The organism is Thiothrix eikelboomii (assembly GCF_900167255.1).
Taxonomy (GTDB): Bacteria; Pseudomonadota; Gammaproteobacteria; order Thiotrichales; family Thiotrichaceae; genus Thiolinea; species Thiolinea eikelboomii.
Genome location: NZ_FUYB01000013.1, coordinates 90,503 through 111,922, shown reverse-complemented (window position 1 = coordinate 111,922; position 21,420 = coordinate 90,503). Strand labels below are relative to the sequence as shown.

Genomic DNA, 21,420 nt, shown 5'->3' with positions numbered 1-21,420 from the left:
CCCATACTCCACGGACTAAAACTCGAACCGCCCGGCATACCGCCCATACTCCACGGACTAAAACTCGAGCCGCCCGGCATACCGCCCATACCCCACGGACTAAAACTCGAACTGCCCGGCATACCGCCCATACTCCAAGGGCTAAAACTCGAACCTATACTATTAAATGGCATACTATTGCTAGCAGCTGCCAACGGCATGCTTAGGCTTAGCAGCGAAACAGCCAAGGTAGCGGGTCTAATTGCTAGTCGCGTCATTGAGCTACAAGCTCCTCCGTGTTACACGATTTCATTCAGCTAACATCGCTATCTTACTATGAAAGTCGCTAGTTTTTTTAAAATCATACAATTCTGTCAGATGACTTTGCCACCCAAACTATTTGAAGCGCGAAATTTTATGGTGCAAAAGATAAAAAATAGGAGGACTGCTTGGTAAAAATAGAAAAAATCGCATAATGCTTTTATAGTAAACTTATCTAGAACCTAAAAAAGGTAGACTCGATGAACCTAAGCAAACACATTGTCATTATTTTACTTCATCGAATTGACACAGACTAATTTGATTTTCCACAGATAACCATTGCCTTACTTCACCATAAGCATTTCACTAACTGAACAGGGCCAAAGCTCTAGAGTTTCAAACTCAAACGCGGCACTGCTGCCAACAACTTTTTAGTATAATCCTGCTGCGGTGAACCACACACGGCAGCGGTTGGCCCTAATTCAACGATCCGCCCTTTATACATCACCACTGTTTGATCACTCAAATACTCCACTACACCAATATTGTGCGTGATAAATAACAGAGTTAAATCACGTTCTGCCCGCAAATCCAACAGCAGTTGCAAGATTTCCGCTTGTACGGATACATCTAAAGCGCTGGTGATTTCATCACAGACGACAAACTCTGGATTCAAAACCAAAGCACGGGCTAAGCCAATTCGCTGGCGTTGTCCGCCTGAAAATTCATGCGGATAGCGCCATAAATGCTCAGGTTTTAACTGCATACGCTCTAAGGCTTGTCCTGCTAACACTAAGCGCTCTTCGTGACTACGACCGATGCCATGTATTTTCATGGGTTCGGTGAGCGTAGTTTCGATTAACAGCCGTGGATTTAAAGACGATTGGGGGTCTTGAAATACCATCTGCATTTTTGCTCGCCACGGACGCATTTCACGAGCGGATAAACCGACTAACTCTGAACCTTGCAACTTAATACTGCCCGAAGTTGGTTTTTCCAGCTGCAAAATCGCCCGACCCAAAGTGGTTTTTCCGCAGCCCGATTCGCCCACTAAAGCGACAATCTGGCCTTTAGCAATATCAAGGCTGACATCATCGACCGCTTTATTGTGATCCACCACATGGCGGAATACACCCTTCTTAATCGGAAACCATACATTCACATGCCGCAATTGCACTAAGGGCTCAGCAATTAAATGCTTTTCAGACAAGGGTTTAGCTAAATTTGGGTTTTTATGGCGAGCTAAATTTTCGGGTACTGCCTCAAGCAACTGATGCGTATAAGGATGCTGAGGTCGGTTTAACACCTGCTCCACTAACCCCACCTCAACCAATTTACCGCGTTGCATCACACCGACTTGATGCGCCATTTGAGCGACCACCCCAAAATCATGGGTGATAAATAGCATACTCATGCCCGTCGTTGTTTGCAGGTGACGCATCAGGCGCAAAATTTCAGCCTGCACGGTTACATCTAAAGCCGTGGTCGGTTCGTCGGCAATCAACAGCTCCGGCTCACACGCCAAAGCCATTGCAATCATCACACGCTGACGCTGCCCACCGGATAGTTGATGCGGAAAATCCTGCATCCGCGCCCGACTATTTGGCATTTGCACTTGCTCAAGCGCTTGAATCGCCCGCTCTTGGGCGGCTTCTGCAGTCATTTCAGGATGATGAAGCTGCAAAGCTTCCATGATTTGATCACCAATCGTAAACACCGGATTGAGCGAAGTCATCGGCTCTTGAAAGATCATCGCGATTTGTGAACCACGAATACTCCGTAACGAAGCCTCATCCACCTGAAGCAAGTCTTGATGATTAAACAGAATCTTACCGCTAGGATGCGAAGCAATACCATAAGGTAGCAAGCGGATCACGGATAAAGCTGTAATAGATTTACCACTGCCCGACTCACCCACTAAGCAAAAGGTTTCGCCTTTATTAATCGTAAAGCTCACCCCATCGACGGCTTTGACCAGTTCAGTACCATTATTTAAGTAAGTCGACAGATTACTGATCGCTAATAAAGAGGCTGGCATTATTGCACTCCAGCAGCACGCGAAAGATTCGGGTCAATCGCATCGCGGAAAGCCTCACCGATGAGCGTATAAGCAAACACTGTTAAGAAAATCGCTCCACCGGGGAAAACAGCCATCCACCAATTAAAATTAGCGGAAGTAACCGATTGATTGAGCATTTGCCCCCAAGACGGATCATCCACTAAGCCTAGACCTAAAAAACTTAAAGTCGCTTCCGCTAAAATCGCCGATGCGACACCAAAACTGGCCGCAACCAACAAGGGGGCAACCCCATTCGGCAACATGTGGCGGAATAAAATTGAGCGTAAGGGTAAGCCTGCTGCCACGGCCGCTTGCACATAATCTTGGCGACGTAACTTCAGAAACTCTGCCCGAATATAACGCGCATAACCTGACCAACTGGTTACACCAATAATCACCATCATCATGTAGAGACTACTACCAAAAAAGGCAACAAACGTCAGCAATAAAAACAAGGTAGGAATCGCCTCAAAAATCTCTACCAAGCGCATCCCTAGCATATCGACGATACCTGAAAAATACCCCATAAAACCGCCGATAATAATGCCTAAAATCATCGAGATACTGGTCGCAACAATGCCAATGCTTAAAGCAATCCGTGAGGCATGAATCATCCGACTCAAGACATCTGCGCCATTCTCTTCGGTACCCATTAAATGGATACGCGCTTGCTGATCCGCCTCAGCTGCCAAGGGAGCTTCTAAGCCTGTGCCACCATAGCTACGTAAATAATCTTGCGGTGCATACGGAATCGGTGGCATCACTCGCCAATCGACTTCGGTATAGGCCGCTGTACGAAAATTATCGTAAATAACCAATTGGGGCGGCTTTAAATAAAGATTGGCTAAGACCACCACCGCTGCTAGTACTGCAACCACCAAGGCTAAATTAACCCGGAACTTAAACTTAATAGGAATAACCCAAAGCAAGATAATCGTAAAAAAGGCCGCTAATACAGCGACATCCTCAGTCCTTAAATAACGCAGAATCGGAAAAGATATTTCCCCCTCTTTGCTCATCATCAGCGGCATACTATTGGCTAAGAAAGGCGCAAAGACCGCACAAATTACCAGCGTACCAATCCAAAATAAAGCAAAGCTTACCCCAGGGCCATTCAGGGTTTTACGCAATAAGCGTCGTGATAAATGTTCTTGGCTAATCTGCTGCTTAGTCATAAGTTACACGGGGGTCAACCAAGGTATAAAGAAAATCAGCGATCAAATAACCGATTAAAGTTAAGAAGCCACTAATCCAAGTAATCGACAAAACCAGTTCACGATCCCGGCTTTTCACCGCTTCAATCGCTAACTGCCCCATCCCATTGATACTAAAAATATTTTCAACGATTAATGAGCCAGCTAATAAGCTAGGTAATAAACCCGCAATAATGGTAATCAGGGGTAATAAACTATTACGGAATACATGCTTCCAAAGAACTGTGCTTTCATCTAAACCCTTCGCACGGGCAGTACGGGCATAATCAGCATTCAGATTTTCCAACAGTGAAGAGCGAATAATTTTAGCTAAAGCAGCGGAAGCACCTAAAGATAGGCAAAGCACTGGCAACACTAAATGCCAAACACGATCAAATAAAAAGCCGCGCACAAAACCTTCATGGATAAATTGGAAGGCAAATAAAATACCTAGGCTTGCCCCAAATACACCTAAACCGATCACACGAAACGGTTTATAATCCATCCAGCCGATGCCCGCTAAGATAACCGCCCCTAACACTGGCAAAACCATCCACGCAAATAATGAGAAACTCGCATGTGCTTGTGCCATCCATACGCCCGCCACTAGCCCAAAAACACCCGCCAGAAAAGCCCGTAATTTACGCTCTTGCCAGCGACTGAGCCAAACAAATAGCGATGTACCGAATAGCATGCCTAAAAACAGTTTGCCTAGATCCCAAAGTGAACCCCAATGTGGCATAAATGGCATATCTTGAGCGGCTCGGCTACCTATCCCTGCGGTCGGAAACCACTGCCAATGTTGAATGCTAGAAAAAAATCCCAGTAAAAGCACGCCCAGCAACATAGTAGGAATTGACCAAAGCGCTAACATCACCATACTGGAACTGACATCAAAACCACTGCCGCGCTCGGTAGCTGACTTCACCCCAATCGCAATCGCAACAATATAAATAATGGGGATGGTGATGATATTGAGTAATAAGGTAATAGGAATACGCTCGCCGAGAATTTCACTCACAGGGCGGCCATAATGAAAGCTGTCACCTAGGTCCATCCCCTTAGTCAAAGAAAACCCCGTATATTTGCCGTTCTCATCCTGCTGAAAGCCAATCGGTGACACATTGTTCAACCAACGCAAATACTGCACCGGAGCAGGCTGATCAAGGCCATAGCGCTTATTATAATAGTCAAGGAGTGCTTTGCGCTCTTCGGGCTTCATATTACCATCGGTCAAACTCTGTGCACTGATTCCCCCCGGCGAAAGCGCCATCACTGAAAAGACGACGATGGTAATTCCAAGCAAAGTGGGAATCATCAGCAATAAGCGGCGCAGCAAATACGTCAGCATTTAAACACTCCTGTTATTGCTGATATTTTTGCTGATGAGCAGGTACATAATTTTCCATTGGCAAGAAGCCACGATTCAGCCCCAGTTTCGTCATTTGTAGATTCTGAATCCGTTTATCTACAAACAATAAAGACTGACGACGCATTAAAAAGGTATAAGGTTGATCCTCATACATCAGTCGTTCGGCTTGTTGCCACAGTGGCAGACGTTTGGACTCATCGACCGTCCGCCGTGCTTCATCAATCAGTTTATCCAGCTCGGGGTTCGCATAAGCAATGAAGTTATCGCCATTATCTTTAATTTGCGAGCTATGAAACATTTGGAAAATATCGGTCTCAATACCACTGGTCCAACCTAAAGTAATCGCATCGAAATTACGCTTTTCCATCGCTTCTTGCATAATCGGCCATTCTTGTGGAAAAGGTTCTAGCTTAATCCCCGCACGAGCGTAAATATCTTTGAGCAAGAGCACCATACGAGTGGTATCTTGGTTAGATTCAAAATAAGTCAATTTAAATTGAAAGGGTTTACCCTCGGCATCTTCTAAGACACCATCTCCGTTTTTGTCTGCATAGCCCACCTCTTTGAGTAAAGCTTGGGCTTTTTCCAAATTAAATGCCCACGGCTGCAAACTCGGATCATGTTGTTTACTGCGTGGATTGAAGGGGCTAACTGCAGGCTCTGCATAATTTAAGTGCACATCTTTAATAATGCGCTGCACATCGGTGAGATAAGTCAGGGCTTGACGCACACGCTTATCCGCAAACCGTGTTGGTTTGCCATCGCGCTGCTGATTCCAAGCAATATAGCTATAACCGACCACAGGAGGCATGTACTCAAAGTTTTGGCTTTTGCCCATGATCTGCTCATCGACTTTCAATTTGCCGTATTCAGCAGGACGTGCACCATAAGCATCCAGCTCCCCATTGCGATAGGTCGTCAGACGTGCACTTTCATTCTGGATCACTTTCCACAAGATACGGTTATAGGAAGGTTGGACATCACCCCAATAACGTTCATTGCGTACTAACTCGACATTACCTTGATCGGGTGTCCAAGTTTTAGGGTTGGCTAAACGATAAGGGCCACTACCTAACAATAAACCTTTGGATTGATTAAACTCTTGTGGCTTTTTGAGATAAGGCTCATAGAAATGAGCGGGTAAAATCGCCATTCCCCCTGCCAAAGGCAAAGCTTCAAAATAAGGCTCTTTGAATGTGAAAACGACCTCATAATCATTTTTAGCCTCCACCGAAGCAATTCGTCCATACACTGAGCGCTCCCCCGGTGCTTCAATAGCTTCATTCATCATGAAATTAAACGTAAACACTAAATCTTTAGCCGTCAGTGGCACACCATCCGAGAAGCTCACATCCTCACGCATTTGAAAGGTAAAGCTGAGACCATCTTCACTCACCTGCCATGATTTTGCGATCAAACCTTCCCAAGCTAAGGTATCAGGATTACGACTCAGCAGGCTTTCTAAAACATAGCTTTGTACATCCGCTGCATCTGCGTCACCCGAAACTAGAGGCGTTACCGTTTTGAGATTACCCCCTAAAGCATTCACACTCCAATCACCTTGGGCATAATCAGGCTGCTGGCTCGCGGCTAAAGCACGTTGGAAAGCGGTACTGACGCCTCCAGCCTGCTGTGTAGAGCCTTTAGCTGTTTGTGCCGTCGGTGTCAAAGCCCCTGAGGCAGCGGTGGTTCGTAAGCTGCGCATCTCTTGGGTTTGCTGAGCTAGAGAGGACTCCATCTGTGCCAACTTCGTCCATTGCCGATCGACTTGGTACATCAGCAACAAGAGTAAAGCGACCAAAATGATCAGGATGGAATAAAGAAGCCAGTCGCGGGTGATGAATCTTTTTTGCATGTTCTTCTGTATACTGACGCGATTAATTCAATCAAGCATAACACCAACCCAAGCTAGCATGCATCACTGTTGCAACGACTTGGAATTAAAAGTGTATGCGAGTTTCTAAGGAGTCACTATGGGTTTTCTCACTGGCAAGCGCGCCCTAATCACTGGCATTGCAAGCAATCGCTCGATTGCCTATGGCATTGCTCAAGCCATGCATCGTGAGGGTGCTGAATTAGCACTCACTTATCAAAACGACAAATTAAAACCTCGAGTTGAGAAATTCGCGGCAGAATTCGGCTCTTCCATCGTGCTCCCTTGTGACGTAGGTTCTGACAGCGAAATTGAGGCGACGTTCAAACAATTAGCTGAACATTGGGAGGGTTTCGATATTTTAGTGCATGCGATTGCTTTCGCGCCGAAAGAACAACTCGAAGGCAGCATTGTCGATAATACTACCCGTGAAGGCGCACAAATCGCCCATGACATTAGCGCCTATAGCTTTTTAGCAATGGCAAAATATGCACGGCCAATGATGACAGGTCGCCAAAGCGCGATGCTGACTTTAAGTTATTTAGGCGCGATTGCCGCGATCCCGAACTACAACGTGATGGGGATGGCAAAAGCGAGCTTAGAAGCAGGTGTGCGCTTTATGGCCGCTGATCTTGGTCCTGCTGGTATTCGGGTGAATGCTATTTCTGCAGGACCCATTCGTACTTTAGCTGCCTCTGGCATTACCGGCTTCCGTAAAATGCTGGATCATTTTGAGCAACATGCACCGCTGCGCCGTAATGTGACGATTGAAGAAGTCGGCAATGCGGCCGCCTTCCTCTGTTCTGATTTAGCCTCAGGCATCACGGGAGAGATTACCTATGTCGATGGTGGTTGGAATATTCTCGGTATGTCGGGCATGCCGACTGAATAAACTGCCCTATTCATCTGCTATGAACCTATTCGCCATTAGACTGGGTGAATAGGTAGCCAGCTCAGGCTGGTATATTCAACTCTAATCAGCAGCGAACGGTATGACTATTGAACCCAATAACGATTATAACCCTAGCCCCAAATACAGTCGCCGTCATCAACTCGAACAAATCCTACCCCGCCTTTCGCGTGAGCAGCTTGAACACTTCCTGTTAGAAACGGCTCTGCGTGATCTTGAGTTACGCGAAACCTTATTGATTCATTTTGGCGAATATCTGAATACCAGCGATCCTGAAGAAGCCAAATATCGTGCAACCCTACAACGGATGATCGCACGCCATCAAAACACCACGGGCTTTATTAATCTGGAAAGTGCTCAAAAACTTTCCGACATGTTGGAGTCGTTGTTGGAATCGGCTCGACAAGCCACTACGCCGCCCAGTAAAACCATTGATTTATGCATGGCGATGATTGGTATCATGCCAACTTTAGGTGAACACTTAGATGATTCCGAAGGGCATATTTATCGACTGATGCGAATTACCTGTGTAGTGCTTTGGGAATGCTTTAGCATTTTGCCAGCGGACAATCAGGCCGTGGTCTTCAATCGTTTATTAACTGAATATGCTAATCCAGTTTATCTCGATTTAGACTTAGATAGCTTTATGCTAGCACTGTTAAAAGATCTCGCTAAACATAACCGCGAATGGCAAAGAGCCTGCCTACATCAACAAGATCAACTGCTTAAAGAAGTGAAAGATGATAAATGGCGGAAGAATTATCTGTTAGAGCAGTTGAATGATTTATTGGGGACTTGGCATAAGAAATAGACCTCCTGCAAAAGCCGCTATACAAATCCGTCAATTCGGATAGTGATTATGAAGGTGCTTATGCAACTGTCTTTAACAAAGCCAGCAGCGTGTCTAATCCAGCAACTTATCGGCGCGTACTTTCTGCTGCTCGCTGGCGTAGTGCGCCGGAGTGACCTTGCCATAGAGGTCTTTAACCCTCGCCACACTGCCAACGACTCCCGGTTTTTCAGTAAATGACATAATCAGCAGCAAGCGATCTGTATCACCGGTATTGGCTGTCACCTGATGCAGTGAAAACCGACCCAAAAAGAACTGCAGATCACCTTCGCGTAAATCCAGCCGTTTAATACGACTCCGGTCACCATCCAGTACCTTTTGTACCTCAGCGTAGCACTCGTCCTCCGGGCTGCGTAAGTCGGGTACATACTCAAAATAGCCACCGGACTGCGCTGCTTTCAGAAGCAGGGTGATGGTGAATTCATTGGTATCAAAATGCCAGTTAAATTGCTGTCCCGGCCTGCCAACATTAACGATCATGCTAGAAACCGGATCTTCATAAAGATACAACGCCTCCTTGCCCAGACAAGTTGCCAGAAAGTCTTTCAGTGGCTCCCAGAAATACAGGCGGTGGGCAGCGGTTTCCTCACCAAACAAATCAGTGGTAATAAAGCCATTAGTGCGTGGCAGAAAGCGGTTGCACGGATGATCCGATGGCAGGCTGGCATCACCCTCATTCAGATAGACATTGCAATCTTTTTTCTGGGAATAATAGGCTTGGGGGCTACGCTCCTCCGCCTCTTTGAGTAAAGCCCGCAAACCCTCGGGACTGAGGAAATCACGAACTACCGCACAACCATCCTCAGCCAACCCGACCTGAATTTGTCGAATGATGGCCTGAGTGGCCTGATCCTGTGGCTGATCAATGGGATATTGCGTGTAGTTGATTAATTCAGCAGGTGATAATTCGGTATCCCCAGCATTAGTATTCATAATCCGTGTCTCCAGACAAAAACCCCAGCATGCGTGGTAATAAGCACACCCCGTAGAGATGAAAATCCTTAATTTTCATAAAAATATATACTACGCTGACAGGCTTGGAAAACAAGGAATTTCACCATGACAATCATTTAACACTAAAAACCAGATCTCTCCATATCCCGATTCACCACCCGCTGATAAACCTCTAATACGGGCAAGCTAAGTCCAATCGACTCAAACACTATCTCATCGCCTAAATAATAATAAGAAGGTTGCCAATTCTGGCTACGCCTCAGCACTTCGATTTCAACAAAGTCCTGCTCAATCAACATATACTCCATTAAACTTGGCAGCTGTAAATACTCTAAACGCTTAATTTCTTTGTCAGTTTTCCGTGTACTATGGGACATCACTTCAACCAATAGTATCGGGCTAGATAGTAGCAGCTCGTTCTCGGCTTGGGTTTGGCAGCTGACCACAACATCAGGATAGCGATAGCGATTTGCACTGGTTTGCAGCAGCATATTACTACTAAACACCTCACAAGCTTGACTCGCCAAGTGATTGCCTAACAAACGCACCAAATTACTCGTGATGCGATTATGGTTCATGCTCGCCCCAGCCATCGCATAGATCTGACCGTCCACATATTCATGGCGAATACTTTGTTTGAGTTCAGCACTTAGATAGTCTTCAACCAAAATAAAATTAGCTTGCTGGGCTAATGGCATCGCTTTTGCTCCATGACTGCTTCGTCTACAAGCTTACAACATCTATTTAAAGCAGAAACAAAAAAACCAGCCTAAGCTGGTTTTTTCTAAAGTATCAAGCGCTAGAACGGCCGAACGACTAATTCACTTCTACTTCCGAATCGGCCAAGGATTCTGGCAAGAAACGCAGCACTTTCATACCCACATAGAACAAAGCGAGTGTGAGCGCTACCCCACCTACACCCAGCATCCATTCCCAAATACTTGGTGTATAGCGATTCAATTCACCATCAAAGAAGCTGCTTTGCACTTCCGCATTCGGAAATAACTCAAGCGGGAAAGCCTGCCCACCGACAATAATCACATACAGCTGCACAAAACCACCAATAATGACTAAAGTCGAAGCCAGTAACAGTGACCAGTGATTATTTTTCAATGCCCGACAAAAAATCAAAGATAAGGGAATTAAGCCACCCACCAGCACCTGTCCAATCCAAAATAGTAGGGTATAAATACCGCCATCCAAAAGAATAAACTGCTCAACCCCATGCCGCTGCGTGATATACAATGCGGTTAAATGCCGTGCTAACTCTAAAAACATCACTGATGCTACAAAAATAGCCAGCAGGTAACGCAAGCGATTCAAAATCAGATCACCTAACTCCCGCTTATCTAAGCGGAAGGTAAAAAATAATAGGATAATGAAAACTGCCAAGCCCAAAGCAAAGGACATTGCAATAAATAAAGGTGCCATGATCGCACTATTATAATAAGTACGTGCTACTAAAAACCCGAAGATAGAGCCTGTTCCTAAAGTCAGAATTAAACGCCAACTAAAGGCGAAAAAACCAATATAAGGATAAAATGCTTTTACTGCTCGATCTTGCATCGTCCAAATATATAACAAGCATAAAACTAAAAAGCCGTTATAAAGAATAATATTCCATGCAAAAATGGATTTAAAATTATAATAAGTCATAGCAATGATTAAGCGATCAGCATGACCTAAATCCAGCACTAAAATCGCTAAACCACCTAATAATAAAGCTATTGCTAATAGTGCTGAGGCTCGTCCCATTTTTTGATAGAGCTTCTTACGAAAGACCGTGCCAATCGAACCAATATTCAAAGCCCCTGAAGCCGCCACAATCAAGAAAATTGCAAATACATGCGGCAATCCCCAAACGACTTGATTATTCATGCCAGTGACATGGTGGCCTTCGTGCTCCAAATGGAAAAAGCTCATAGCACCTAAGCCCAAGACAGCTAAGCAGATACCTAGAATAAGGTAATAAGCCTTACTAGCACGTAATTCACTGTAGGTCGTTGATTTACTACTCATCGTTCTACCCTCAAAGACCTAAATAGCGCACGCCAGTATTTAAACTTAAATCCGCACGAATCTGCGAACCACCTAAAGTTTTGACTGCTTGGCTAATTCGACTGTTTGGATCATTTAAATCACCAAAAATGACTGCTTGTGGTGCCGCTTCTGCACAAGCAGGTAACTGGCCTTGATCCACACGATGCACACACAGATTGCAAGACTCGACCGTGCCTATACCACGCGGGGAATCGGGGCGCTGATCAGTCAGGTTTTCGTGTACAAAACTACGCGCTTTATACGGGCAGGCCATCATGCAATAACGGCAACCAATACAGATATGTTTATTCACTTGCACAATGCCATCCGCACGCTTCATCGACGCTCCCGTGGGGCAAACGTCGACACACGGCGGTTCTGCGCAATGCTGGCACATTACCGGCAAAGTGAAACTGTGTTGGGTAAGTTTGTCAGTCACTTGAACCGTGCGTATCCATTGAGCCTGCTGCTCAGGACGGGCTTTCGGATCATTACCCCAACCATGTTCACGCTTGCAGGCTTCCACCATACTTGCGCCACCATCGGTAAGGCGATTAATGTCAATCAGCATACCCCAACGTACTTGATTAGAGATGGGCTGATCAGCAGGTTTGGCGGGCACATCACCTGCTTGTACTGTGCGCAAAATCACACCAGAAGCCAAGCTACCCGCTGCAACACCGCTTAAGGCAGCGAGAAATTTGCGTCGATACGCATTGATTTGACTCATTGCGTCGCTCCTTGAACTTGGCCGCTACCTAGCAATAATAAATCACTCGCATCAGGCTGTGCGGTAGTAGCAGACAGATGATAGGTCGTTGAGCTAAGCTTATGCTGATAATTAGGATTTTCCGCGACTTGCGGGCGATCCGCATGGCATTGGAAACAATCTAATTTCACACCAACATACGTGTGGCAGCTCGCGCAAAAATGGTCTTGCTTGGCATCGGTATAGTGCACGGCTGAGCCATCTTCCCGAGTAGGTGCAACATGGCAGTTGATACACTCATTGAGGCTATGCTTAGTGGTACGAATACCCTCAATGACTGTCTTATCACGATGCTTATCCAAATAAACCATGTGATTTTTGCGAATGTCCGCTGTCGGTTCAACGCATTGCGCTGCTTTGGCTTTGGCAGGGGCAAGATTTGGCTCTGGCACACCCGCATCGCAGCCGACTAGCGCTATTGCAAACAGCGCCAGCCCTAGCAGTGATTTGATTTTGCTGAGCAAGGGCATGGCTTATTCACCCATCCCCATTTCAATATAGCCAGTCGGGCAGACATCCGCACAAATATGACAACCAATACAACGCGCATAATCAGTTGCCACATAACGCCCTAAAGTCGCTTGCTTTTTCGGCACACGATAAACTGCATCTTGTGGGCAGAAGATCACACAGTTATCGCATTCAAAGCACATACCACAGCTCATGCAGCGTTTGGCTTCGGCAATCACATCGGCCTCCGCTAAAGCATTCATGCGCTCAGCAAAATGCCCTAAAACCTGCTCAGAAGTCGGTACATCTTCCGTGCGGGTATGGCGGGCTTCTGCCTTAAAATGCCCTAAAAATAACTCTTTAGACTGCACAATAGTGCTTTTTGAGCGGTCTTCGTAGTTATGTACCGCATAATTCATATCTGAAGTACCGCGCATATCCTCAGCTTTACTGGTATCAAAGCTCTTTGGCTCTAAACCAACTTCCTGTAATTTGCGCATCAAATCAAAGTGATGCTTATCCACTTTTGGGCGCTTTTGGATTTCACGTGCATTCAAATACTGATGAATGGTTTCAGCCGCAATCGCACCTTGACCAATTGCAGTGGTCAATAAATGTGGACGCACAATATCACCAGCGGCGAAATGCCCTTCCTTACCCGGTACTTGATAAAAAGCATTATGATTGATCAGGTTTTTGCCATTATTCCACGCTTCTACACCATCAAAACGGCCGTATTGACCGATTGCTGAGACAATAATATCGGCTTCAATAAGGGTCTCTTTGCCACCTTCACAGGCCTGTGGCAAATTACCTTTCATCACGCACTCGACTACTTTCAAGCCGATAGCACGGCCATCCGCCCCAAAGACAATTTCTTTCGGCATCACTTGTGTGAGGATGGTGACACCTTCTTTTAGCGCGTCCTGCACCTCATGCTCGGCAGCTGTCATCTGATCCAAAGCAAATAAAGTCGTCAAAGTCACGGTTGCAGGGACTTTCTCAGCCACTTCACCATGAATTAATTTGCCCGTTGCGGCATCTTCGGGCTTTTCATGGTAGTTCGCCACCGTGCCGATCCGCCGTGATACGGATACCACGTCAATCGAGGTATCACCACCACCCACACAGACTACACGCGGCGCGGTATATTTCATTGTGCCTAAATTAAAGGCTTGGAGAAAATCGACCGCAGTCACGCAGTTGGGAGTTTCAGCAAACTTGTCGACGAATAAATCACGCCCTGTCCAGCAGCCCATCGCCCACAATACAGCATCATAATCCTGCTCTAATTGCTCAACCGTAATATCTTGGCCGATATTAGTATTGCAGCGTACTTCAATATCACCCAAATCCAGAATCCGTTGGATTTCGGCGCCTAATTTGTCACGCGGCACACGATAACCGGGAATACCATAGCGGAACATACCGCCAAGTTCAGGTAATTTTTCAAAAATAGTGGAGGCATGGCCTAAGCGCCGTAATTGATAAGCTGCCGATAAACCCGCAGGTCCCCCTCCAATAATCGCCACTTTTTTGCCCGATAAAGCGGGGGCAGGATCAAACTTGAAGCCTTGCTCAATCGCCGTATCACCGATGTATTGTTCCACCGCATTAATACCGACGAAATCATCGACATCATTCCGATTACAACCCGTTTGGCAAGGCGCAGGGCAGACCCGTCCCATCATCGAAGGAAAAGGATTCGCCGTGGTAGAGCGACGGAAAGCATACTCTTGCATGCTCATGCCAGCGGGTGGCTTCTCAATACCACGCACAATTTGTAGCCAACCACGCACATCTTCACCGGAGGGGCAAGAGCCTTGGCAAGGTGGGGTTTTATGCACATAAGTCGGGCATTTGTGTGAGGTATCGCCGACAAAAATTTTGTCATGCATACTATCCCACTCGTGATCGCCATCCTTATAACGCCGAAACGTGCGAGCTTGTAACTTAGGGTCGTGCTGTGCTGTTGACATGTCATTCTCCTCTGCGTGAGCTTAGTCTGCCAAGCTCAGGATCAATACGGTATAAATTGGGGTGATGGATCAGCTTATGCGTCATCATCTATGCGTCATCATTTTCATCGTCCTCGTCATCATCGTCAGGACGCGCTTGCACGGATACGGGGCGCTGTAAGACTAAGGCCTTACTGACCAATTGGTGCACGCTTACAATCTGATCCATTTTGAAGCCGTAGTACGGGATTACCTTAGTAAATTGCGATTTACAAATCGCACAAATCGCGGCCATATGGGTGACGCCCTGCTGTTCAGTGACATATTTAAGCGCCTCCATCCGGGGTTGTGCACCCTTAATCCGTAGCTCCATGAGGTCATCGGTCAACAGACCACCGCCCCCACCACAACAATAAGTTGCGTCGTGAATGGTATCGGCAGGCATATCAACAAAATGATTACACACGGCTTTAATCACATTGCGTGGATACTCAAACTGTCCGCCCGGTTTATCGCCCATGCGTGAACCCCGCGCTACATTGCAAGAGTCATGGAAGGTGAGTACTTTGTCATCATTCTGTGTCTTGTCGATGACGAGCTTGCCATTTTGGATCAAGCCCCAAGTGACTTCCAAAATATGCTGGGGTACAGGATATTTTGGATCAAGAAAATCAAACGGTCCGGCGAGCGTATTCAGGAAGCTATAAGCCACACGCCATGCATGCCCACACTCACCAAAGACAATACGCTTGACCTTAAGCTTGATCGCTGCCTCACGAATCCGCAGTGCAATGCGACGCATATTTTCGTAAGAACCGATAAACATCCCGAAATTAGCGCCTTCGGAAGCATAAGAACTTAAAGTCCAGCTAATACCCGCCTCGTGAAAGACTTTGGCATAACCCATTAAGCCATCTACATGCGGTTCAGCAAAAAAGTCAGCCGATGGGGTAACGAGTAAGACCTCAGCGCCTTCCTCATCGAGTGGGAAACGAACTTTAATTCCTGTATCCGCTTCGACGTCTTCCTCTAAACCCTCTAAAGTGTCAGCTAAGGCAGGCTGCGGCAAACCTAAATTATTTCCGACTTTAAAGACTTTACTGATAATTTCGTTGTTATATTTAGAGCCACGACCAATATGATCGAGGATTTCACGGGCAGCCATTGATACTTCAGCCGTATCAATTCCATACGGGCAATACACCGAGCAACGCCGACATTGAGAGCATTGATGGTAATAATTATACCAATCGTCGACCACTTCTTCGGTCAAGTCCACTGCACCGACTAATTTCGGAAAGTGCTTACCCGCAAACGTGAAATAACGCCGATATACTTTCCGCAATAAATCTTGGCGTGCGACCGGCATATTTTTGGGATCATGTGTACCCACATAATAATGGCATTTATCGGTGCAAGCGCCGCACTTGACACAAATATCTAAATACAATTGCAGCGAACGATAGCGATGACGCAAATCATCCAGTTTATTTAAAGCCCGATCCTTCCAATCCGGTACTAATTCAAATTTACCCGCGCCATCCGCTTGGAAATCAGCAGGAAAATTTAAAGCCTTTTGGAAATCCGGCTTAGCAATAAACGGACCTTTACCGGCCATCGCACCCGGCTTAATCTTCGGGATCTGAATATAACCTTCGCCATTCAGCTTCGGAACTTCATAATCAGCCATGTTTCACCTCGTTCCGATCACTCTGCTTATTCTTTTCTAGCGCTAAAGCCCAAGCTGCAATATGGCGCTTCTCACGTGGATTATCGACTTGATTGCGCGTGGGGCTAAAAAATACACCCGGTGCATGCAACAATTTACTAATCGGAAAAATCAACATCAACAAAGCCACTAAAAATAGATGTACCAATAAAATCGGTGAAGCGGGCAAGGGATGGAAGTCAAAAGTCATTAAGCCACGGAAGAAGCCCTTCACCATCGTAATATCAGTCGGAGAGACAAAGGTCATCATCATGCCACTTAAGCCAATCCCGATTAATAGCGCCAACATCAAATGATCTGAGGGTGCAGAAATATAGCGCACACGATCCACCAATAAACGTCTCGCCCATAAACCTGCCAAACCAAACACCATTGCAAAGCTCGCGTATTTGCCAAAAGGCTGAATAAACGACAGCAGGCTATTCATGTCCATGAAATAACGAGTATGACGCAAGAGGACTAACCATAAAGCCATGTGGAACATAAATGCGAATAGCCAAGTGTATTTATTCGCACGAAATAAACTCTCGAATAAAACCACTTCACGGAACATACGCCCCACGACACCGACTTGCGTCACTGGTGCGGGCGTCGTGGGGATTTTGAGTGGCGCTGGAATCGTGGCATATAGGTATATCTTGCGGCCTACTCCGACCACTAACACGAGTGTCGCCGCCCAAAACAGCAGGCCGTAAAAAATACTCACGAAGGTCACAACTGACTCCTACAGACGAAAGCTCACAACAACCCCAGCGATAGACCAGGGTTGGTGACATGGCTCTAGTTACCTAAAGCACCAAACTAATAATGAATAATTTAGACGCAGCCGGTTGGCTTAGGTAGGCCGGCATACTTGCACGCTTGCTTACCCGGACCATAAGGGAACAAGCTATAGAGATATTTTGAATTGCCTTTATCAGCACCAAGACGCTTACCGACGGCTTTAGTCAATACCCGTACTGCTGGAGCAATTTGATACTCTTCATAATACTCACGCAGGAAATTAATGATTTCCCAATGTTCATCATTCAGAGCGACCGGAGTCTCTTCAGCCAAGGCCATCGCCGTTGCAACCTCAGGTGTCCAATCATTCAAATTTTCTAAGTAACCTTCTTCGTCCGTTGCGATGGTTTTACCGCCAATATCCAGAGCCATATCTGGCCTCCTGTTTAGTATAAGGTTAAGGTTTAAAGCCAGCTTTGTGTTTTTTCGTTCGCGACGGTCAAGTCCACAAAACCTGCATAATCGACCACTTGAATGCCGTCTAGCATTCGCTGTTCACTCACGCCCCGTGCGGATAAATCCGGGCCTAAGGCATAAATAGAGACTGCTTGCTCGCTCATCGCTGCTTGGAGTTCAGAGGCTAAGCTTGTTCCACTCACTGCACCAATCACCGCATCTTCAATGAGTAATACAGCATCACCAGCCAAAGCATGCGCTAAGCAACTTTTCAGCGCATTTCGCTCAAAGGGCGATTTATTCACAATATGCAACATTGCCATAGCTCACCTCTTAGAAGCTAAAGGTTACGTCTTGATCAGCCATGATTTGCGCCATTTCAGCACGCGAAACCACCCGGACTGACGGCTTTTCAGCGTAATCATCGTCTTCATCTTCGTAGACAATGGGCATTAAATCGTCTTCACTCAAACCCCGTTCTGCCAAGGACTCACGCTCTACATAAAACTGAGTAATTCCGTAATCGCCCAGAGCATTATAAGTCGCAGAGAAGTTTTTCATACCCAGTGCTTTTGGGTTTTGACCTTTAGCAATCTGATACACACCATCATCCAAGAACGCTAAAGTAACTTCTTGTTCAAAGGCAGCAGCTATTAAAACAACTTCCAAGGATTCCAGCGCATAGACCGTGCCATAAGGTGCTTTGCGGTTCAAATAAATGAATTTCTTCGCCATGCTTTAATCCCCAAACACAAGGGTACGATCCGATTCAATTCCACCTTCGATCAACTGACCCAAGCCAGAAATACGGAAACCGGGAGCAATATTATCCGCAGTCAAACCTTGGCGCTTGGCCTCGGAGGCATCCATTAAACCACGACGCTGAGCAGCTGCAATACAAATCACTAAATCTAGACCGTGCTTTTCTGCCAATTCAGACCATTCTTTTTGCAACATCCGATCATCTTTAGGTGGTACTGCAAGGCGCGTACCATTGTTCACGCCATCGTGATAGAAGAACACTCGAAAAATCTCATGCCCTTTGTCCAAAGCAGCCCGCGCAAATTGTAGCGCAGTGTCCGAGGACTGATGCTGATAAGGACCTTCATTGACCATAAGGGTGTATTTCATAACCTTCCTCGTTACCCACTTTAAAAGCGGATATGGGTTGAAGAATTCAAGTTATTGCGTGCGCCACGCCAATTATCAATGTGATACTTAGTGAACGGCAGTCCAGTGACTTCAAAGAAACGTGGCCAACCAATACGCTCAACCCACTCATTCATACGCTCCCAATCACGAGCGCCTTCTTTATAGCATTGCAGAATCTTTTTCACGATTGCAGTTGCTTCCGGCCAACGCGGTGGGTTATTCGGAATACCTGCTGCCACTAAGCGTTGGAAAGTCGGCTTACCGCGTGCGTTTGAGTGATTACCACCAATCCAAATCGCTAATTGTGTGTATTGATGATCATTAATTTGCATCGGTGGGCAAGGCGGATAACAAGCGCCACAGCAAATACACTTCTTCTCATCGACTTCCAGTGAAGGCTTACCATCCACCATCGCCGGGCGAATCGCCGCGACGGGGCAACGTGCCACGACCGATGGGCGCTCACAAATATTCCCAACTAAAGCATGATTGATCTTAGGTGGCTTCACATGCTGGACGTTAATCGCGATGTCACCTTGACCACCGCAGTTAATTTGGCAGCAAGAAGTGGTCATGTGGACGCGATTAGGCATATTCCAGCCTTTAAATTCGTCGATTAACTCATCCATCATCGCTTTGACTACACCAGAGGCATCCGTCCCCGGAATATCACAATGTAACCAGCCTTGAGTATGTGACAAAGTAGTCACCGAATTACGGGTACCACCGACCGGAAAACCTGCATCTTCCAAAGCTTTTACTAATGGCTCGACTTTCTCGCCATCCGCTACCATATATTCAATATTGGAACGAATCGTGAAGCGCACAAAACCTTCACCGTATTGATCACCAATATCCATCAGCTTACGCAGCGTGAAAACATCCAGAATACGTTGTGTTCCCGCCCGCACTGTCCAAATCTTTTCACCACTGCGTGCCACATGCACTAACACACCCGGCCGTGGATCTTCGTGATATAACCATTGACCGTAGTTACGGCGCATCACAGGATGCATATATTGAAAGCCATCTGGACATCCAGACTCAATCGGTTCGCGCATTTCGGCTGCCATGAACTAAACTCTCCAAAAAATCTTTAACATTAGTACTGAAACCCTTCCCAGCCTCCCCTTATCAGGGGAGGAGCACTTCCCTCCCTTGATAAGGGGAGGGATTGAGGATAGGGTTAAGCAGCCGCCATTTTTTCTTCGCGCTTGCGGTTGAACCACTCTTCAGCGGCTTCGTCCCAACCATCCATGCGCACATAAGACACATTACGCGGTTGCTGAATCATGTTTGGATCAGGGTCAATACCAATACCCTCAAGGAAGTTAACCAAACCGATACGCTCAATCATTTCACCACAGCGCTCATGCTCTAAACCATTCTCAGCCCAGTAGTCGATCACGGTAGAAGCCAGCTCTTTAATACGCTCGTAGTCTTCGTCCGTATCCATTTTCATGAAAGGAATGATCACTGTACCCATTAAATCACCGATTTTTAAAGTACGCTTGCCACCCATTAGGATGCTAACGCCTTTGTCATCGCCAGTTTGCAGGGCTTTAGGCATGACATTTAAACAGTGCATACAACGCACACAGTTGCTGTTATCGACCGTCATGGTGTCATCGTCATTCAGCTTAATCGCACCGGTTGGGCAACGGCTAATAACGTTATCAAACATATATTGACGACCCGCTGCCCGATCCCCTTCTTTGCCGATTTCAGCGGCTTTCTTCATGATCGCGTTTTTGACTTCGGCTTGGTTGACCTTCATGTCATCACGCCAAGTACCAATAATGGCGAAGTCCGCACGCTCAATCGCATTCATGCAATCATTAGGGCAACCTGAAACCTTAAACTTGAACTTATAAGGCAATGCCGGACGGTGTACATCATCCGTGAAATTATTCAATAAGTGGCGATGAATCGCTTGCTCATTGCAATTGGACATTTCGCAACGTGCCGCCCCTACACAAGACATCCCGGTCCGTACACAAGGACCTGCACCACCTAAGTCCCAGCCATAATCATTAATTTCATCGAAAAAGCCTTGATAGTTTTTACTATCCGAGCCGATGAACATGATATTGCCGGTTTGACCGTGGAAAGTTTGTAAACCAGAGCCATACTTCTCCCAGCTATCTGCCAGTTGACGTAGCATATCCGTGCTGTAGTAGTTACCAGCAGGTGGCTGGACACGCAGGGTATGGAACTCTTTCGACTCAGGGAACATATGCCCGACTTCAGAGAAGCGTGGAATAATCCCACCGCCATACCCGAAAACAGAAATCGTGCCGCCTTTCCAATAACCCATCCGGGTTTCGTAAGAATGCTCTAACTGGCCTAACACGCCATTAGTCATATTACGAATCCGCTCATTTGGATGATTATCACGCAGATTTTTAATACCGGTAATGAAGCTAGGCCATGGCCCTTCTTCTAAGACATCCAGCATCGGGGTTGGATAATGTTTTGTTGCCATAGCTGCCTCCTCATCGTTACATTGATGACTAGCTTGACTACTTTTTTAATAACATCCAGTAGCCCAGCTTAGAATCGGTTGCGTGGACACCTATCCACACGCTTTCAAAGTGTTTATAAGTGTATGCTTATGTCTCTTGCCAAAGAATCTCACCCATGGGGAATGAGATAAAATGCAGCTATCCCATTAGAGATAGATCGTAAGGAC

Annotated in this window: 21 protein-coding genes; 2 read left to right on the top strand and 19 right to left on the bottom strand. The window is 46.3% G+C overall.

Features of this window, described 5'->3' with window-relative positions; genetic code table 11:
• The 5 genes from B5D50_RS20125 to B5D50_RS13045 all read right to left on the bottom strand — a co-directional run.
• Nucleotides 1-257, bottom strand: a 257-nt coding sequence (locus B5D50_RS20125) for a hypothetical protein (RefSeq protein ID WP_200807094.1), incomplete at its 3' end; no start/stop codon positions are given.
• A 371-nt stretch (nt 258-628) separates the two neighbouring features.
• A complete protein-coding gene (locus B5D50_RS13060) occupies nt 629-2,278 on the bottom strand; it encodes an ABC transporter ATP-binding protein (RefSeq protein ID WP_078923082.1) in 1,650 nt (549 codons plus the stop codon).
• A complete protein-coding gene (locus tag B5D50_RS13055; protein ID WP_078923081.1) occupies nt 2,278-3,474 on the bottom strand; it encodes an ABC transporter permease in 1,197 nt (398 codons plus the stop codon). The genes B5D50_RS13060 and B5D50_RS13055 overlap by 1 nt, the downstream gene beginning before the upstream one ends.
• Entirely contained in the window at nt 3,467-4,843 is a 1,377-nt protein-coding gene (locus B5D50_RS13050) for an ABC transporter permease (protein ID WP_078923080.1), read from the bottom strand. The genes B5D50_RS13055 and B5D50_RS13050 overlap by 8 nt, the downstream gene beginning before the upstream one ends.
• Before the next feature lie 13 nt (nt 4,844-4,856).
• Complete coding sequence (locus B5D50_RS13045) at nt 4,857-6,719, bottom strand: ABC transporter substrate-binding protein (RefSeq protein ID WP_078923079.1); 1,863 nt, start codon at nt 6,717-6,719, stop codon at nt 4,857-4,859.
• Nucleotides 6,720-6,837: 118 nt separating this feature from the next.
• Here B5D50_RS13045 and B5D50_RS13040 point away from each other — a divergent pair, with 118 nt between their 5' ends.
• Entirely contained in the window at nt 6,838-7,629 is a 792-nt protein-coding gene (locus B5D50_RS13040; protein WP_078923078.1) for an enoyl-ACP reductase FabI, read from the top strand.
• Between the two features lie 100 nt (nt 7,630-7,729).
• Nucleotides 7,730-8,458, top strand: coding sequence for a hypothetical protein (locus B5D50_RS13035; RefSeq protein ID WP_078923077.1), 729 nt, complete (start codon nt 7,730-7,732; stop codon nt 8,456-8,458).
• Nucleotides 8,459-8,551: 93 nt separating this feature from the next.
• Here B5D50_RS13035 and B5D50_RS13030 read toward each other — a convergent pair whose 3' ends face one another.
• From B5D50_RS13030 to dsrA, 14 genes are all read right to left on the bottom strand, one after another.
• Nucleotides 8,552-9,430, bottom strand: a complete 879-nt coding sequence (locus B5D50_RS13030) for a HalD/BesD family halogenase (protein WP_078923076.1) — start codon at nt 9,428-9,430, stop codon at nt 8,552-8,554.
• Nucleotides 9,431-9,573: 143 nt separating this feature from the next.
• Entirely contained in the window at nt 9,574-10,149 is a 576-nt protein-coding gene (locus B5D50_RS13025) for a Uma2 family endonuclease (RefSeq protein WP_078923075.1), read from the bottom strand.
• Between the two features lie 118 nt (nt 10,150-10,267).
• Entirely contained in the window at nt 10,268-11,470 is a 1,203-nt protein-coding gene (gene nrfD / locus B5D50_RS13020) for an NrfD/PsrC family molybdoenzyme membrane anchor subunit (protein ID WP_078923074.1), read from the bottom strand.
• 10 nt (nt 11,471-11,480) lie between these two features.
• Nucleotides 11,481-12,221: a sulfate reduction electron transfer complex DsrMKJOP subunit DsrO gene (dsrO, locus tag B5D50_RS13015; protein WP_078923073.1), complete on the bottom strand. Its 741-nt coding sequence runs from the start codon at nt 12,219-12,221 to the stop codon at nt 11,481-11,483.
• Entirely contained in the window at nt 12,218-12,730 is a 513-nt protein-coding gene (locus B5D50_RS13010) for a hypothetical protein (protein WP_078923072.1), read from the bottom strand. Before B5D50_RS13010 ends, dsrO begins: the two co-directional genes overlap by 4 nt.
• 3 nt (nt 12,731-12,733) lie before the next feature.
• Nucleotides 12,734-14,689: an NAD(P)-binding protein gene (locus tag B5D50_RS13005; RefSeq protein WP_078923071.1), complete on the bottom strand. Its 1,956-nt coding sequence runs from the start codon at nt 14,687-14,689 to the stop codon at nt 12,734-12,736.
• A gap of 88 nt (nt 14,690-14,777) precedes the next feature.
• On the bottom strand, nt 14,778-16,358 hold the full coding sequence (gene dsrK / locus B5D50_RS13000) for a sulfate reduction electron transfer complex DsrMKJOP subunit DsrK (protein WP_078923070.1): 1,581 nt from the start codon (nt 16,356-16,358) through the stop codon (nt 14,778-14,780).
• Nucleotides 16,351-17,112: a respiratory nitrate reductase subunit gamma gene (locus B5D50_RS12995; RefSeq protein WP_078923069.1), complete on the bottom strand. Its 762-nt coding sequence runs from the start codon at nt 17,110-17,112 to the stop codon at nt 16,351-16,353. The genes dsrK and B5D50_RS12995 overlap by 8 nt, the downstream gene beginning before the upstream one ends.
• 101 nt (nt 17,113-17,213) lie before the next feature.
• Entirely contained in the window at nt 17,214-17,552 is a 339-nt protein-coding gene (locus B5D50_RS12990; protein ID WP_078923068.1) for a TusE/DsrC/DsvC family sulfur relay protein, read from the bottom strand.
• 32 nt (nt 17,553-17,584) lie between these two features.
• Nucleotides 17,585-17,899, bottom strand: coding sequence for a sulfurtransferase complex subunit TusB (tusB, locus tag B5D50_RS12985; protein ID WP_200807093.1), 315 nt, complete (start codon nt 17,897-17,899; stop codon nt 17,585-17,587).
• Between the two features lie 10 nt (nt 17,900-17,909).
• Entirely contained in the window at nt 17,910-18,311 is a 402-nt protein-coding gene (gene tusC, locus B5D50_RS12980) for a sulfurtransferase complex subunit TusC (RefSeq protein WP_078923066.1), read from the bottom strand.
• Nucleotides 18,312-18,314: 3 nt separating this feature from the next.
• The gene (gene tusD / locus B5D50_RS12975) at nt 18,315-18,707 is read right to left on the bottom strand and encodes a sulfurtransferase complex subunit TusD (RefSeq protein ID WP_078923065.1); all 393 of its coding nucleotides are present in this window, start codon (nt 18,705-18,707) and stop codon (nt 18,315-18,317) included.
• A 20-nt stretch (nt 18,708-18,727) separates the two neighbouring features.
• Nucleotides 18,728-19,801 carry a dissimilatory-type sulfite reductase subunit beta gene (gene dsrB / locus B5D50_RS12970; protein WP_078923064.1) on the bottom strand — a complete coding sequence of 358 codons (1,074 nt, stop codon included), beginning with the start codon at nt 19,799-19,801 and terminating at the stop codon, nt 18,728-18,730.
• Nucleotides 19,802-19,914: 113 nt separating this feature from the next.
• Nucleotides 19,915-21,213 (bottom strand): dissimilatory-type sulfite reductase subunit alpha, encoded by a 1,299-nt coding sequence (gene dsrA, locus B5D50_RS12965; protein WP_078923063.1) that lies wholly within the window; start codon nt 21,211-21,213, stop codon nt 19,915-19,917.
• Between the last annotated feature and the right edge of the window lie 207 nt (nt 21,214-21,420).

What these genes read in the sequence shown, in the direction of transcription:
- B5D50_RS12990 (WP_078923068.1), bottom strand. Translation starts at nt 17,552, where the DNA reads ATGGCTCTGGATATTGGCGGTAAAACCATCGCAACGGACGAAGAAGGT.
- B5D50_RS13060 (WP_078923082.1), bottom strand. Translation starts at nt 2,278, where the DNA reads ATGCCAGCCTCTTTATTAGCGATCAGTAATCTGTCGACTTACTTAAAT.
- B5D50_RS13005 (WP_078923071.1), bottom strand. Translation starts at nt 14,689, where the DNA reads ATGTCAACAGCACAGCACGACCCTAAGTTACAAGCTCGCACGTTTCGG.
- B5D50_RS13025 (WP_078923075.1), bottom strand. Translation starts at nt 10,149, where the DNA reads ATGCCATTAGCCCAGCAAGCTAATTTTATTTTGGTTGAAGACTATCTA.
- B5D50_RS13030 (WP_078923076.1), bottom strand. Translation starts at nt 9,430, where the DNA reads ATGAATACTAATGCTGGGGATACCGAATTATCACCTGCTGAATTAATC.
- B5D50_RS13045 (WP_078923079.1), bottom strand. Translation starts at nt 6,719, where the DNA reads ATGCAAAAAAGATTCATCACCCGCGACTGGCTTCTTTATTCCATCCTG.
- B5D50_RS13035 (WP_078923077.1), top strand. Translation starts at nt 7,730, where the DNA reads ATGACTATTGAACCCAATAACGATTATAACCCTAGCCCCAAATACAGT.
- dsrA (WP_078923063.1), bottom strand. Translation starts at nt 21,213, where the DNA reads ATGGCAACAAAACATTATCCAACCCCGATGCTGGATGTCTTAGAAGAA.
- dsrK (WP_078923070.1), bottom strand. Translation starts at nt 16,358, where the DNA reads ATGGCTGATTATGAAGTTCCGAAGCTGAATGGCGAAGGTTATATTCAG.
- tusD (WP_078923065.1), bottom strand. Translation starts at nt 18,707, where the DNA reads ATGAAATACACCCTTATGGTCAATGAAGGTCCTTATCAGCATCAGTCC.
- B5D50_RS13050 (WP_078923080.1), bottom strand. Translation starts at nt 4,843, where the DNA reads ATGCTGACGTATTTGCTGCGCCGCTTATTGCTGATGATTCCCACTTTG.
- dsrO (WP_078923073.1), bottom strand. Translation starts at nt 12,221, where the DNA reads ATGAGTCAAATCAATGCGTATCGACGCAAATTTCTCGCTGCCTTAAGC.
- B5D50_RS13055 (WP_078923081.1), bottom strand. Translation starts at nt 3,474, where the DNA reads ATGACTAAGCAGCAGATTAGCCAAGAACATTTATCACGACGCTTATTG.
- dsrB (WP_078923064.1), bottom strand. Translation starts at nt 19,801, where the DNA reads ATGGCAGCCGAAATGCGCGAACCGATTGAGTCTGGATGTCCAGATGGC.
- tusC (WP_078923066.1), bottom strand. Translation starts at nt 18,311, where the DNA reads ATGGCGAAGAAATTCATTTATTTGAACCGCAAAGCACCTTATGGCACG.
- B5D50_RS13010 (WP_078923072.1), bottom strand. Translation starts at nt 12,730, where the DNA reads ATGCCCTTGCTCAGCAAAATCAAATCACTGCTAGGGCTGGCGCTGTTT.
- tusB (WP_200807093.1), bottom strand. Translation starts at nt 17,899, where the DNA reads ATGGCAATGTTGCATATTGTGAATAAATCGCCCTTTGAGCGAAATGCG.
- nrfD (WP_078923074.1), bottom strand. Translation starts at nt 11,470, where the DNA reads ATGAGTAGTAAATCAACGACCTACAGTGAATTACGTGCTAGTAAGGCT.
- B5D50_RS13040 (WP_078923078.1), top strand. Translation starts at nt 6,838, where the DNA reads ATGGGTTTTCTCACTGGCAAGCGCGCCCTAATCACTGGCATTGCAAGC.